This is a genomic window from Flavobacterium sp. (assembly GCF_046293665.1).
Taxonomy (GTDB): Bacteria; Bacteroidota; Bacteroidia; order Flavobacteriales; family Flavobacteriaceae; genus Flavobacterium.
In genome coordinates, this window is sequence record NZ_JBKBOL010000011.1 from 1 (window position 1) to 13,754 (window position 13,754).

Genomic DNA, 13,754 nt, shown 5'->3' on the forward strand with positions numbered 1-13,754 from the left:
CCCGGCTCTAAACCGGGTTTTATTATTTTATAGAAATTGTATTTTTTATTTCAAACTCCCAACCATATCTTCAGGTTTTACCCAGGCGTCAAAGTCTTCCGAAGAAACATAGCCTAAGCGGACGGCTTCCTCTTTTAGAGTGGTGCCATTTTTATGTGCAGTTTGTGCAATTTCTGCCGCTTTGTAATATCCTATTTTAGTATTTAGCGCCGTAACCAACATTAATGAATTGTCTACTAATTCTTTGATACGCTTATGGTTTGGCTCTATACCTTGTGCACAATGTTCGTCAAAAGAAACACAAGCATCACCAATTAAACGAGCCGATTGTAAAAAATTCGCCGCCATTAACGGTTTGAAAACATTCAATTCATAATGGCCTTGCATGCCTCCAACGGAAATCGCTACATCATTACCCATTACTTGAGCACAAACCATAGTTAAAGCTTCACATTGGGTTGGATTTACTTTTCCGGGCATGATGGATGAACCCGGTTCGTTTTCAGGAATTAGGATTTCACCGATTCCGGAGCGCGGACCTGAAGCCAACATTCTGATGTCGTTGGCAATTTTATTTAAAGAAACGGCCAATTGTTTTAAAGCACCATGTGATTCAACAATAGCGTCATGTGAAGCTAAAGCTTCAAATTTATTTGGAGCTGTTACAAAAGGATGACCGGTGAATTCTGCAATGTATTCCGCTACTTTAACATCATAACCGGCCGGTGTATTTAAACCTGTACCAACGGCAGTTCCGCCTAATGCTACTTCGGATAAATGAGATAAAGTATTTTTTAAAGCCTTTAAACCGTAGTTTAATTGGGCAACATAACCCGAAAGTTCTTGTCCTAAGGTTAATGGCGTTGCATCCATCAAATGTGTTCTTCCTATTTTGACCACATTCATGTATTCTTTTGCTTTGGCCTCTAAAGTATCACGTAGTTTTTCAACACCCGGAATGGTGATTTCTACAACAGATTTATAACAAGCAATGTGCATTCCTGTTGGAAAGGTATCATTTGAGGATTGCGATTTGTTGACATCATCGTTGGCTTTAACCAATTGTTCACCTTCACCGATTTTGAAGCCGGCTAAAACTTGAGCGCGATTGGCAATCACTTCGTTTACATTCATATTGCTTTGCGTTCCTGAACCGGTTTGCCAGATGACTAAAGGAAACTCATCGGTTAATTTTCCGGCCAAAATTTCGTCACAAACTGCTGCAATGGCATCTCTTTTTTCGGTAGATAAAACCCCTAAATCACAGTTGGCATAAGCGGCAGCTTTTTTCAAGTAAGCAAATCCTTCTACTATTTCTTTGGGCATAGAAGCCGATGGGCCAATTTTAAAATTGTTTCTTGAACGTTCGGTTTGTGCGCCCCAATATTTATTGGCAGGCACTTTAACTTCACCCATAGTATCCTTTTCTATTCTGTATTCCATTCTGTTTATTGTTTGTTGTTTATAGTTTTGTGTATTGTTTATGATTATTCTAGCCCCGATAGTAGTGGAAATCCTTTTTATTGTTTTAAAGAAAAGCCCTTTCCCGAAACTTCGGGACGCTCAGGGTGACAAAACAATAAAAATATTGCAACGAATAGCGGGAAACAGCTCCTAAAAAGCCTTGCAAAATTAGTGATAAAAACTATTTAATAAAAATTGATTTTGTTTTTTGGTTAGCTTAAATATTCCGCTTACATTTGCGTATAATTCAAAAAAATTCCGGAAAACATGTTTGAATTTCAACAGTATTTAGGGTTCTTAGCTTTCTTGACCATTTTAACCATTGGTTTTTGGTTGATGATATTTTTAATCACTTTCATTGTTCCTTATTGGATTTTTGGTGGTGTTAAAGAATTATTAGCGGAAAGAAAAGCACAAAAAGAAGCCGAACAAACAGCCTAGTTTTAAACTAGATGTTCATAAAAAAGCCCCGAATTTCGGGGCTTTTTTAATTTATGATCCAGGGAAATCTCCACCGTCATCTTGTTGGCCACCATTTCGTGGTTTTCTTTCTTTTTCGTTTTTCTGAACGTTGAAACGGTAAGTAAATGAGAAATTAATTTGTCTTACTCGCCATTGCATTTCACTATAAGAATCTACTTCGCCGGGAAGATAGGTTTCTGAAATTCTTTTTCTGGAATTGAATACATCACTAACATTTAAAGAAACAGTTCCTTTTTCTTTTAGAATATCTTTACTGAAACCAAGATTCATGCTAAAAATCCCTAAACTTTTTCCTTGGGCTTGTTTCTGAGCGCCATTATAAGTGGCGTTAGTTTGCCAATCAATTTTATATGGTAAAGTTATTTTTGAGGTTAATCGGGTAAACCATGAAGTGGCACTAAAATCAAAATTTTGCACTACTAGGTTGTCATTTAAATCGGTATAAGCATAATCACCATCGGTTTCGTTGTAGAAAAAGTTGAAATTACTGTTCAATTTCCACCATTTGTAGGGAGAATAATTTAAAGTAAATTCAAAACCAACTCTATATTGTGTTGCCAAATTAATAGGAGTAGTGATTATGACAGGAATATCATTTTGTAATGCTCCGTTTGGTCTTCTTACCCATTGAAATGAATCTGAAGTTTTGTTGCCGTAAAGTGACGTGTTGAATGTTAATTTGTTCCAACGTTTGATATATCCTAAATCAATAGCATCAGTAAAAGCAGGATCTAAATCGGGATTACCTTGAAAGATATTTACATTACTGGATAAGTTATTAAACGGATTCAATTGTCTTCCTCTTGGTCGTTGAATTCTTCTACTATAGCTTATAGAAGCGCTGGTTTGTTCTCCAATCTCGTAAGTGAAGAAGGCACTTGGGAAAAAGTTGTCATATTTTTTATTGTTAAAGTCATCGGTTGCCAATTGGTTAACATGAATATTCGAATCTTCCCAACGAGCTCCAAAAAGGAAAGAGAACTTACTGACTTTAAAGCCATAACTGGTATAAAATGCACTAACGTATTCTTTGTACTCTAAAGTATTGGTAAACTGTGGCGCCGGAATACCATCATTAATTACGCTGAAATCAGAAACATTTTTTGAGTAATCTCCTTTGTAGCCGAATTCAAACTGACTTCCTTTTCCGATTGGATAAATATAATCGAGTTGGAATAAATTTCTGCTTTGCTTTTGATTGTTTGTTGTTTCATCCAAGCCCACAATTGAAGTATTGGTAGCGGTATCAGAAATTAAAGCCAAATTTTTATCTGAATTAGATGAGAATGAACCGTCTATCGTCAGTTTGTGACCTTCTTTTTTGAAATTTTTAGTAAAGTTGGTTGAAAATTCTAAATTTTTACTTTTACTGTTTTCGTAATTGATACGGTTTCTGGTGTAATCAAAAACTCGATTGGCATCGTAGTAATTTTGGAATACATTGTCAACGTTATCACCTAAACTTCTTCTGTAATTAACAATGTTGGTCCAAGTCAATGACTTTGATAAGAACCAATCAAAGCCAAAATTACCGTTGAAAGATTCATTTAAACGATCATTTTCACGGGTTTCAAATAAATAATTTCTTGTTGTATTGTCATCATTTAAATACCTTGAATCGGTTTTACCATTTCCTGGACTGTTTCTATTGCTATAGCCTTGAGTCGTAAAAAGATTAAACTCTTTTTCTTTGTAGTTTATCGTTCCGCTCAAACTATTGTTTTTTGGATCTCCAATTCCACCGATAAAAGTTCCGTTGATACCTTGATTTTTGCCTTTTTTCAGAATAATATTTAATAATCCACCACCACCTTCTGCATCGTAACGTGCTGATGGATTGGTGATTACTTCTACTTTATCTATAGCATCTGCCGGAATTAATCGCAAAGCTTCGGTAATATTAATGGCATTTGATGGTCTGCCATCAATAAGAATTCTAACATTGTCATTTCCTCTTAAACTGACATTTCCATCTACATCTACAGAAACTGAAGGAATGTTGTCTAACACATCACTAACGGTTCCGCCTTTTACCATGAGGTCGTTACCAACATTATATACTTTTTTATCAAGTTTAATCTCAACGGTAGTTTTTTCAGCTCTAACCACAACTTCGTTTAACTGAGTTGCGTCTTCTTCTAGAGCAATCGTGCCTAAATTAGTAGTTTCAGTTAGTTTTTTGGCTTTGATTTCGGTTGGTTTAAAAGAAATGAATTCGATGATAATATCAAATTCACCAGCAGCGCCATCAACAGCAAAGTTTCCTTTATTATCGGTAATTCCACCAAAAATTTGTTTTGGGTTTTTAGTGTTTTTTAAGGTGACAGTCGCATACTCGAGAGGCAATTTACTCGTTTTATCTACTACATTACCTGTAATGGTGATTTTTATACGTTCAGGTCTTTGCTGAGAAAATGCAAAAAATGAGCAACAAATTAGTAGTAGGGTTGAGATAATTTTAATTTTTTTCATCTAAAAAGTTTTGATACTTGCTTAAGAATGCAAAAGTACACTTTGGTTTAAGCGACAATTCACAAATCTTTGTTAAAAATATACTGCTGTTTTTTTAGATAAAATTTTCTACTTTTTCAATTGCTCTGCCAATGATAGCCACGTTTCCTTTAATTACGATTGGTCTTTCCATTAAAATTGGGTATTGGGCTATGGCTTTGATGATTTTGCTATCAGACATCGTTTTGTTTTTAAAATGGTCAATCCAAATGGATTCTTTAATACGAACCAATTCTATAGGCTTGATATTTAATTTCTTGACTAGTATTTTTAATTCTTCTTCTGAAAGAGGGTTTTGAATGTAGTTTCTAATTTCGTATTCTGCTTTAGAATTGTCTAAAAAAGTCAAGCAATTTCGCGATTTTCCGCATCTCGGATTGTGAAGTATTTGTAACATCTTTTTTTTGACAAAGTAATAGATATTAATCAAAAAAAGTTAATTTAGGCGAAACAAAAATTTAAAACATATGTTTTTAGAAAACGGATTTTTACCTGAAAATAAATTTTGGAAATATATAATAGGATCAGTGATTATTATTCTGGCTTCGGTTATCGGACAAATACCCTTTGGTATAGCTGTAGCGGTCAAAGCCTTTTCCTCTGGAGAAAGTTATCCGACAACTAATGAAGAAGTAATGGTTTTTTTGGCACCAAACACAACTTTGTTTTTATTATTGTTGTCTTTTGTTTTTGGTTTTGCAGCTGTAATCTTGGTGGTTAAGTATATTCACAAACAAACCCTTTTAGCTGTAACAACTTCAAGGGCAAAGATTGATTGGGGAAGGATATTTTTTTCATTCTTTTTGTGGGCGATTTTTACAGTTGTTTCAACAGTAGTAATGTATTATGCAACGCCTGAAAACTTTGAGTGGAATTTCAAACCCATTCCGTTTTTGATATTAGCGGTAATCGGAATTATTTTGATTCCTATTCAAACCAGCACTGAGGAATATGTTTTTAGAGGATATTTGATGCAAGGTTTTGCGGTTTTGTCGAAGAACAGATGGTTTCCATTGGTATTGACTTCGGTTATTTTTGGCACAATGCACATCGCTAATCCTGAAGTGGAGAAAATGGGTTACATTGTCATGGTTTATTACATTGGTACCGGTTTTTTCTTGGGTATAATTACTTTGATGGATGAAGGAATGGAATTAGCGCTGGGATTTCATGCAGCAAACAATTTAGTTACCGCTTTGTTAGTGACATCTGATTGGTCTGCTTTTCAAACAGATTCGATTTTAAAAGATGTTTCGACACCATCGGTTGGGTTTGAAATTTTGACTCCTATTGTGATTATTTTCCCAATACTATTATTTATCTTTAGTAAAAAATACAAATGGACGAACTGGAAAGAAAAACTAACCGGTAATGTTCTCATTGTAAATGATGAACCCATTCAAAATAACGAAAGTCATGAATAGTCCAACTTACGAAAACGTACACAATCAATTTAAGTTGAATGGATTTCATCTCGACCGAGAAGATTTGTGTCGTGTGGCTTATAGTTTTATCAAAGAAGGTGAAGATTTTGAAAAGCCAGTTGGAGACTTTCTTCTCGATTGGTTTGATGGAAGGGATTATATAGAAATGCAAACTTCCGGGACTACAGGAACCCCAAAAGTAATTTCGGTAAGCAAACAAGCTATGGTTCATTCTGCTTTGGCAACCGGAGATTTTTTCGATTTACAACCCGGAAATTCTGCCTTACATTGTTTACCAGTAAAATATGTAGCCGGTAAAATGATGTTGGTTCGCGCCATGATTTTAGGCTTAGACTTAGAATTTGTTGCGCCTAGTTCACATCCATTGCGCAATAATGAAATCGATTATGATTTTGTTGCGATGGTTCCTTTACAAGCTCAAAATTCAATATCGGAATTAAAAAAAGTAAAGAAAATGATTGTTGGTGGCGCTGCTATCAATAAAACATTGGAAAAACAATTGATAAAATTGCCAACTCATGTCTTTGAAACCTATGGGATGACTGAGACAATCACTCATATTGCTGCCCGAAAATTAGGCGAAAAAGCTTTTACAGTTTTGCCTGGCGTAACCATTTCTTATGACGATAGAAATTGTTTGGTCATTCATGCGCCAAGAATTTCGGATGACGTAATTGTAACGAATGATATTGTTGAACTGGTAAACGAAAATCAATTTGTTTTTTTAGGTCGAATGGATAACATAATCAACAGTGGCGGAATAAAATTGATTCCGGAGCAAATAGAGGAGAAGTTGGCCAATAAAATTCAGCAACGTTTCTTTATTGCTTCCAAACCTGATGTGGAATTAGGTGAAAAAGTGGTTTTGGTTGTTGAAGGCGAAAAACAAAATTTAGGGGATAATTTGTATGAAGAGCTTGATAGATATGAAAAACCCAAAGAGATAATCTTCATTCCGAAATTTAAAGAAACAGATACTGGAAAAGTTATTCGGAAAGAGACTTTAAAATAAAAAAAAAACGCACTAAAATATCAAACTTTAGTGCGTTTTTTTTAGGAGAATTGAAACATTTATTTTTGCATTTTAAAATAGTAATCTGCAGAATGTTTACCACTTCCATAGATAGTATAAAAAACACTTAAGGCTAAGGTTACGGTAGCCAATAATAAATTCATTGCATTCATTTCCCCAATAAAATTGATTAAAACTGCGCCTAGTAAAATAGGCAACTGCGCTATTAAAGCCCAACGGGTTAACAATCCGAAAATAATCATTATGCCACCCATGATATGCGCTGATGCGATGTAATGAAAAGTTAACATACCACCGAGAAAATTACTTACCGGAGCAATCAAATCTTCAAAATCTCTACTGTTACCGATGAAATAAGCGCCTTTATAAATTAAAAATACACCTAGAAGTACTCTGAAAGCGTCAAACCAAATTGTTGAATGAGCATTAGCCCATTTGTTCAAACCTTTTACTGAAGTATCCATAATAAATGAGTTTAAAGTTTAGTCTAATTTACTATTTATTAATGAGATACGAAATAGGTCATCCTATTTTTTTCGTATGCTTATTCAGTCAAAATATAAAAATTATTAGATAATACTTGAATTTGTTTGGTATTATCTACTTTTATATTCGTTGAAGTCCAATCGTTTTTAGGGTAAATTCTGATGGTTTTTTCGTTTAAAGTAATATCAATAGGCATATTAAAGTCTTTATCAACATTGCTCCATTTCGCCTCTAATTTACCTTTTCGGGTCTTCAGTTCTAGTTTAGGAATTGCAGTTTTAGTCAAATAGTGATTAAATATTGGAGTTAAATTCATACCGCTTTCTTTATTAAAGAAGCCGGTCACGATTTTTGTATCAATAATTTTATGTTTGAAAGTATTGGAATAGTCTAAAATCAATTTCCACCATTTTGCATCGTCATTGATGACGTGTCTCAAAGTATTCAAAAGTAAAGCTCCTTTTGGATACATATCGCCTGAGCCTTCACAATTCACCCCAAAATAGCCAATAATAGGTTTGTCGTTTTTAACATTACTTTTCAGTCCGTTGGCATATTGCATGGCTTTTTCATAGCCTAATGTGCATTCAACAAAAACAATTTCGGTGTATTGAGTGAAACCTTCATGAATCCACATGTCGGCAATATCATTCGAAGTGATGCTATTGCCAAACCATTCGTGACCGCTTTCATGAATGGTAATGTAGTCAAAAGTTAAACCAATTCCGGTTCCGGACAAATCCATTCCAAGATAACCTTTAAAATACTTATTTCCATAAGCTACAGCACTTTGGTGTTCCATACCTAAATAAGAAGTTTCTACTAATTTATAACCATCTTCTTTGAAAGGGTATTCGCCAAATTTGCTTTGAAAACAATCCATCATTGGCTTTACTTCTTCAAAATGAGTTTTGGCTTTGGCTTCGTTTTGGCGTAAAACATAATAATCTAAATCCAATCCTTTGTAGTTCTCGTGAAGATGAACATAATCACCAACATTCACCGTAATGTTATAGGTATTGATAGGATTTATAACTTCCCAATCCCAACGAGTAAAGCCATCTTTCAAATCTTCCGAACCTAAAAATCTACCGTTAGAGACGTTCATTAAACCATTTGGCACCGCTACTTTGATACTTGCCCCTCTATCTGGTTCGTCAGTTTGAGAATCTTTGACAGGATACCACAAACTGGCTCCGGTTCCTTGCACTGCCACACCAATCCAATCTTTTCCATTGCTGTCTTTGGAAAATACAAATCCACCATCCCATGGTGCTCGACGGGCAATTATGGGTTTGCCTGAATAATAAAACCTAATTGATTGTTCCGACATGTCTGTCGACAATACAGAAGGAAAATTGACAAAAACTGCATTGAAATCTCTAATGTAATTCAGTCTGCTTTTATTGTAAATTATACTGTCAATAGTCATATTTTCAAATAAATCGACTTGAATTTTTGACGTATTTTCAACAACTTTGAAAGTGATTTCATTGAAGCCTACAATCGATTTTGATTTAGGGTCAATCTTGATATTCAAGTCATATCGCAAAACATCATATGAAGTTCGTTCTGCACGCAATCCGCCTTGAAGCGAGTCTTTGCGGGTAAAATTTTGAGCAGATAGCAATTGAAAACTCAACAAGAATAAGGTATAGTAAATCAATTTTTTCATATAGCAAGTGTTTCAAAATGAGTCTGAAAACCAATTTTTTGTTACAAAATCAAAAATCGACACCAACGCTAATGGTCAATGGCTCTTTTGAAAAAGGATGATTAAAAGTAATGCTTTCTGCATGCAAATGCAAACGATTGGATTTAGTGCCATACAAATCATCACCTACAATTGGTGTGTTTAGTCCCAAATTATGAGCGGCATGCACACGAAGTTGGTGAGTTCTTCCGGTAATCGGGTAGAAGTATACTAAAGTTTGATTTTCTCGGCGTTCAATAACTTCCCAAAGGGTTTGTGCCGGCTTACCGTGTTCGTAGCACACGATTTGATTTGGGCGGTTGTCTAAATCGACACGCAAAGGTAAATCGATTATACCTTTGTCTTCTTTTAAAAAACCATCAAGCAAGGCCACATATCGCTTTTTGACTTTTCTCTTAATAAATTGAGATTGAAGATTTTTATGAATTTCACTTGACTTGGCAATCAAAATTAGTCCCGAGGTCGACATGTCTAAGCGGTGAACCACTAATGGACCGGTTGCCTTTGGATATAAATTTTTAATGCGAGTAAAAACCGAATCTGTAACTTGTTTACCGGGAACTGATAGGAATTCGGCAGGTTTATTCACCAAGGCTAAATACTCATCTTCAAATACAATTTCCAGTTTCTTACCTTCCGCCGAATTCACTTGAAACGGATTATCTTCCATTGGTATGTCTTTGAGCATATGAGAAAGGATAGGTTCGCATTTTCCGGTGCAAGCCGGATAAAATTGCTTGTGTTTTCTAACCTCTGACTTTGGTGATTTTCCCCACCAAAATTCTGCCATTGCAATAGGTCTCAAATTATGTTGGAAAGCATAGTGTAGTAGTTTTGGTGCTGCACATTCTCCGGCACCGGCAGGTGGATTTCCGTTAAAAATTTCACCTAAACTTTTCGATTCTTGATAGCGATTGAAAAAAGCGTATTCGGCAAACAGTTGTTGTTGTAAGGCGGCTGATTTTTGCCTACGTTCTTCTTTGAGTTGGTTGATTTTATTGTTGAAAACAGTCAAAGAGTCATTTACCGCTTGAAGTCGATGATTCCAATATTGGGTCATTTTCTTAAGTAAGATTCCTTCTTCTTGGCTTTCTTTATTGAGTTTTTCCAATGCTTCTTGAGGAAGTGATTTTCGTTTTTCAGCGCGGATTTTTTTACCGAGTTTTATCTTTTCTTTTTGTGCTTGTATTTCTTGTGCTGCTTGTTGTTTGGTTTGCTCTAATTGTTGAATAGCCACTAAAAATTCAGCATCATTTTCAAGCTTCTCAATTTTTTGGTTGTACTGATTGAGGTTAGTTTCTTCTCTTTTAAAGAAACTGTTTTCTTCGAGCATATCGAATACCGTTGGAACAAATAATGGATGGTGATTTTTTTCGGCTAATTTGCCTGAAAAAGCCCAAAGGTAGCCCAATTTACCATCTATGTCTTGCACTACCAGAACACCAAACATTTTACCAATTACCAAACCTTCTTGTCCTGAATCTAAACCAAAATTGTGTTCAAAATCGTTTTGGTTTTCGAGGTAGTTTTGCAACTCATTAGCGGCAATAACACTTAACTCATGCGGTTCATAATAAAATGGAAAAGTGAATTTTTCCGGTAAAGCAATACCAGAGATGTTTTGTTGGAAAGCGATAAAATGAGTTTTAGTTTTCATCGCAGTAAAGCTAAAAAAGGAAATGGAAATGTTCGATGATTTATGATTTATTCCTTCAACAAAAATTTCAAATTTTCTATGGTACGAATTTCAGATTTGTAAAATTGAAGTACTGTTGGTATAACCTTGTCGGAAGTATCTCGAGGCGATTTTTTCACAATTCGGGCGGTTGTTCCATTGAAATTTAGCGTGTAATCTTGGTTTAAGTCGATTGGTTCTGTAGTGAATTTTATAATTTTATTTTCCACTTTCCAAGTACCTTTTCCCTTTTGATTAGTATCATGATTGCCACGGATGTCAACTACTCGGTTAAAACTCGTAAAAACAAAGGTTTGGTCAGGATTGAGTTGTATTTTATAGTCAAGAATAGTACCATCTTTGCCCTCAATTAAGAAGAAATAGCTTCCTGAACAATCTTCAGTTTGAGCATTAATGCAAAGGCTTGACATCATAAGGAGAATAAGTAGCAATGGTTTCATTTTAAATATCTTTAAACTTGTATTACTCCCAAATTGAACTTCTTTTCAATCGGTGCATGATTCGCAGCTTCTATTCCCATTGAAATCCAAGTGCGAGTTTCTAACGGATCGATAATCGCATCTGTCCATAATCTGGCAGCGGCGTAATAAGGAGAAACTTGGGCGTCGTAACGCGCTTTGATTTTATCGAATAACTCTTGTTCTACTTTTTCATCAACCGTTTCGCCTTTGGCTTTTAGTGATGAAGCTTCAATTTGTGCCAATACTTTTGCGGCCTGTGTTCCGCCCATAACGGCGAGTTCAGCACTTGGCCAAGCAAAAATTAATCTTGGATCATAAGCTTTGCCGCACATGGCATAATTTCCGGCACCGTAGGAGTTTCCAACTACAACAGTGAATTTCGGTACAACCGAGTTTGAAACGGCATTCACCATTTTAGCACCATCTTTAATGATTCCGCCGTGTTCACTTTTGGAACCGACCATAAAACCTGTTACGTCTTGCACAAAGACTAACGGAATTTTCTTTTGATTACAATTGGCTATAAAACGTGTCGCTTTGTCTGCCGAATCGGAATAGATTACGCCCCCAAATTGAATTTCACCTTTTTTAGTTTTGGAGACCGTGCGTTGATTGGCAACAATTCCGACTGCCCAACCGTCAATTCTCGCATAACAAGTAATGATAGATTTACCGTAATCTGGTTTGTACATGTCCATTTCAGAGTTGTCGACCAAACGCTTAATGATCTCCATCATATCATATTGTTCGGCTCTTGATTTTGGCAATATGCCGTAAATTTCTTTTTCGTCTAAAGCCGGTTTTTCTGCTTTTTCCCGATTGAATCCTGCTTTTTCATAATCGCCAATTTTCCCGACGATACTTTTAATTCGGTCTAAAGCATCTTTATCGTCTTTGGCTTTATAATCGGTTACACCTGAGATTTCGCAGTGAGTTGTGGCTCCGCCAAGCGTTTCATTGTCTATGTTTTCACCAATGGCAGCTTTCACCAAATAACTTCCGGCTAAGAAAATACTTCCGGTTTTATCCACTATCATCGCCTCATCACTCATAATCGGAAGATACGCGCCACCGGCAACACAACTGCCCATTACGGCGGCAATTTGGGTAATGCCCATACTGCTCATGATGGCGTTGTTTCTGAAGATGCGTCCAAAGTGTTCTTTATCGGGGAAGATTTCGTCTTGCATTGGTAAATATACTCCGGCAGAATCGACTAAATAGATAATTGGTAAGCGATTTTCCATAGCAATTTCCTGAGCACGTAAATTCTTTTTTGCGGTAATGGGAAACCAAGCACCGGCTTTTACGGTAGCATCATTGGCTACAACGATACATTGTTTTCCTTTGATGTAACCCATTTTTACCACAACACCACCCGATGGGCATCCGCCATGTTCAGTATACATACCATCACCAACAAAAGCTCCGATTTCAATGCTGTTTGATTTCGCGTCAAGCAAATAATCAATACGTTCACGAGCGGTCATTTTGCCTTCAGAATGTAATTTTTCGATGCGTTTTTCGCCGCCGCCAACTCTGACTTTGGCAAAGCGAGACTTTAAATCGGTAAGTAAAAGCTTATTGTGATCTTCGTTTTTATTGAAGTTAATGTCCATGTTGTGATGAGTGTAAAAGTGTATTTTTATTCGGATGCTAAACTACGAAAACGTTTTCAATAAGAGAAATTTGGGTTGCATTTGCTTAAATCTTTATGTTAACAAATTGTAAACTTTAATAACGTCTTAATTATGATTTATTAATATTCACTTAACATTGTTCAATTACATTTGCATCAAATTTTAACACCATGTCAATAAATAGTATTTTTCAGTTTTTAGTTCCAAAAGATAAAAAATTCTTTCCACTTTTTGAACAAGCCACAGCAAATTTAGTCTTATTAGCAGAGACGCTTCATGACGCAGTAAATGCACCAAAAGCGGAACGTGAAGATTATTTCAGAAAAATAGAAGAGCTTGAGGCTACTATAGAAGAAATCACGCATAAGACACATTTGGAATTAAGCCGAAATTTTATCACTCCTTTTGATAGAGAAGATATTCACTCATTGATCAAAGCAATTGATAACGTAGCCGATTACATGCATGGTGCCGCGAGTAGAATGCGTTTGTATCAAGTAGAGAAAATCACCAAATCGATTCGTAAATTGACCGAAATTAATTTAGAAGCTTGTCAACTGATTAACCTTGGCGTTAAAGAGTTGAAGGATATGAAAGACCATAAGTCTATCAAAGAGACTTGTAAAAAAATCAACAAATTAGAAAGCAAAGCGGATTCAGTTTTTGATAAAGCGGTAGCAGATATTTTCGAAAACGAAACCGATGTTAAAAACATCATCAAATATAAAGAAGTACTTTCTGCCTTAGAATCAGCTTCGGATAAATGTAAAAGTGTTTCCAATGTAATGGAACAAATTTCAGTAAAACATTCATAAATAGTT

At 35.5% G+C, this 13,754-nt stretch carries 12 protein-coding genes; 4 read left to right on the forward strand and 8 right to left on the reverse strand.

Annotated features, from left to right (window positions below):
- Nucleotides 1-45: 45 nt before the first annotated feature.
- Nucleotides 46-1,443, reverse strand: coding sequence for a class II fumarate hydratase (fumC, locus tag ACK4R1_RS13185; RefSeq protein ID WP_409687900.1), 1,398 nt, complete (start codon nt 1,441-1,443; stop codon nt 46-48).
- A gap of 288 nt (nt 1,444-1,731) precedes the next feature.
- Here fumC and ACK4R1_RS13190 point away from each other — a divergent pair, with 288 nt between their 5' ends.
- Nucleotides 1,732-1,905, forward strand: a complete 174-nt coding sequence (locus tag ACK4R1_RS13190; RefSeq protein ID WP_171223207.1) for a hypothetical protein — start codon at nt 1,732-1,734, stop codon at nt 1,903-1,905.
- 51 nt (nt 1,906-1,956) lie between these two features.
- On the opposite strand, the gene ACK4R1_RS13195 is transcribed toward ACK4R1_RS13190, so the two are convergent.
- Both ACK4R1_RS13195 and ACK4R1_RS13200 read right to left on the reverse strand, forming a co-directional pair.
- Entirely contained in the window at nt 1,957-4,419 is a 2,463-nt protein-coding gene (locus tag ACK4R1_RS13195; protein WP_409687904.1) for a TonB-dependent receptor domain-containing protein, read from the reverse strand.
- Between the two features lie 94 nt (nt 4,420-4,513).
- Nucleotides 4,514-4,855 (reverse strand): ArsC/Spx/MgsR family protein, encoded by a 342-nt coding sequence (locus tag ACK4R1_RS13200; RefSeq protein ID WP_409687907.1) that lies wholly within the window; start codon nt 4,853-4,855, stop codon nt 4,514-4,516.
- A gap of 70 nt (nt 4,856-4,925) precedes the next feature.
- Between ACK4R1_RS13200 and ACK4R1_RS13205 the strand changes: the two genes are divergently transcribed.
- Nucleotides 4,926-5,882, forward strand: a complete 957-nt coding sequence (locus ACK4R1_RS13205; RefSeq protein ID WP_409687910.1) for a CPBP family intramembrane glutamic endopeptidase — start codon at nt 4,926-4,928, stop codon at nt 5,880-5,882.
- Nucleotides 5,875-6,915, forward strand: a complete 1,041-nt coding sequence (locus tag ACK4R1_RS13210; RefSeq protein ID WP_409687913.1) for an AMP-binding protein — start codon at nt 5,875-5,877, stop codon at nt 6,913-6,915. The genes ACK4R1_RS13205 and ACK4R1_RS13210 overlap by 8 nt, the downstream gene beginning before the upstream one ends.
- A 59-nt stretch (nt 6,916-6,974) precedes the next feature.
- On the opposite strand, the gene ACK4R1_RS13215 is transcribed toward ACK4R1_RS13210, so the two are convergent.
- The 5 genes from ACK4R1_RS13215 to ACK4R1_RS13235 all read right to left on the reverse strand — a co-directional run bounded on the left by ACK4R1_RS13215 (nt 6,975) and on the right by ACK4R1_RS13235 (nt 12,912).
- Nucleotides 6,975-7,400 carry a DoxX family protein gene (locus ACK4R1_RS13215; protein ID WP_409687916.1) on the reverse strand — a complete coding sequence of 142 codons (426 nt, stop codon included), beginning with the start codon at nt 7,398-7,400 and terminating at the stop codon, nt 6,975-6,977.
- Between the two features lie 80 nt (nt 7,401-7,480).
- On the reverse strand, nt 7,481-9,097 hold the full coding sequence (locus ACK4R1_RS13220) for a M1 family metallopeptidase (RefSeq protein ID WP_409687919.1): 1,617 nt from the start codon (nt 9,095-9,097) through the stop codon (nt 7,481-7,483).
- A 49-nt stretch (nt 9,098-9,146) separates the two neighbouring features.
- Nucleotides 9,147-10,793 (reverse strand): pseudouridine synthase, encoded by a 1,647-nt coding sequence (locus ACK4R1_RS13225; RefSeq protein ID WP_409687922.1) that lies wholly within the window; start codon nt 10,791-10,793, stop codon nt 9,147-9,149.
- A 47-nt stretch (nt 10,794-10,840) separates the two neighbouring features.
- The gene (locus tag ACK4R1_RS13230; RefSeq protein WP_409687925.1) at nt 10,841-11,245 is read right to left on the reverse strand and encodes a hypothetical protein; all 405 of its coding nucleotides are present in this window, start codon (nt 11,243-11,245) and stop codon (nt 10,841-10,843) included.
- Between the two features lie 38 nt (nt 11,246-11,283).
- Nucleotides 11,284-12,912, reverse strand: coding sequence for an acyl-CoA carboxylase subunit beta (locus ACK4R1_RS13235; protein ID WP_409687928.1), 1,629 nt, complete (start codon nt 12,910-12,912; stop codon nt 11,284-11,286).
- A 191-nt stretch (nt 12,913-13,103) separates the two neighbouring features.
- Between ACK4R1_RS13235 and ACK4R1_RS13240 the strand changes: the two genes are divergently transcribed.
- A complete protein-coding gene (locus ACK4R1_RS13240) occupies nt 13,104-13,748 on the forward strand; it encodes a DUF47 domain-containing protein (RefSeq protein WP_409687931.1) in 645 nt (214 codons plus the stop codon).
- Nucleotides 13,749-13,754 lie beyond the last annotated feature (6 nt).

Bases quoted from the DNA above. Each gene is read 5' to 3' on its own strand.
- fumC (WP_409687900.1), bottom strand. From the start codon at position 1,443: ATGGAATACAGAATAGAAAAGGATACTATGGGTGAAGTTAAAGTGCCT.
- ACK4R1_RS13190 (WP_171223207.1), top strand. From the start codon at position 1,732: ATGTTTGAATTTCAACAGTATTTAGGGTTCTTAGCTTTCTTGACCATT.
- ACK4R1_RS13195 (WP_409687904.1), bottom strand. From the start codon at position 4,419: ATGAAAAAAATTAAAATTATCTCAACCCTACTACTAATTTGTTGCTCA.
- ACK4R1_RS13200 (WP_409687907.1), bottom strand. From the start codon at position 4,855: ATGTTACAAATACTTCACAATCCGAGATGCGGAAAATCGCGAAATTGC.
- ACK4R1_RS13205 (WP_409687910.1), top strand. From the start codon at position 4,926: ATGTTTTTAGAAAACGGATTTTTACCTGAAAATAAATTTTGGAAATAT.
- ACK4R1_RS13210 (WP_409687913.1), top strand. From the start codon at position 5,875: ATGAATAGTCCAACTTACGAAAACGTACACAATCAATTTAAGTTGAAT.
- ACK4R1_RS13215 (WP_409687916.1), bottom strand. From the start codon at position 7,400: ATGGATACTTCAGTAAAAGGTTTGAACAAATGGGCTAATGCTCATTCA.
- ACK4R1_RS13220 (WP_409687919.1), bottom strand. From the start codon at position 9,097: ATGAAAAAATTGATTTACTATACCTTATTCTTGTTGAGTTTTCAATTG.
- ACK4R1_RS13225 (WP_409687922.1), bottom strand. From the start codon at position 10,793: ATGAAAACTAAAACTCATTTTATCGCTTTCCAACAAAACATCTCTGGT.
- ACK4R1_RS13230 (WP_409687925.1), bottom strand. From the start codon at position 11,245: ATGATGTCAAGCCTTTGCATTAATGCTCAAACTGAAGATTGTTCAGGA.
- ACK4R1_RS13235 (WP_409687928.1), bottom strand. From the start codon at position 12,912: ATGGACATTAACTTCAATAAAAACGAAGATCACAATAAGCTTTTACTT.
- ACK4R1_RS13240 (WP_409687931.1), top strand. From the start codon at position 13,104: ATGTCAATAAATAGTATTTTTCAGTTTTTAGTTCCAAAAGATAAAAAA.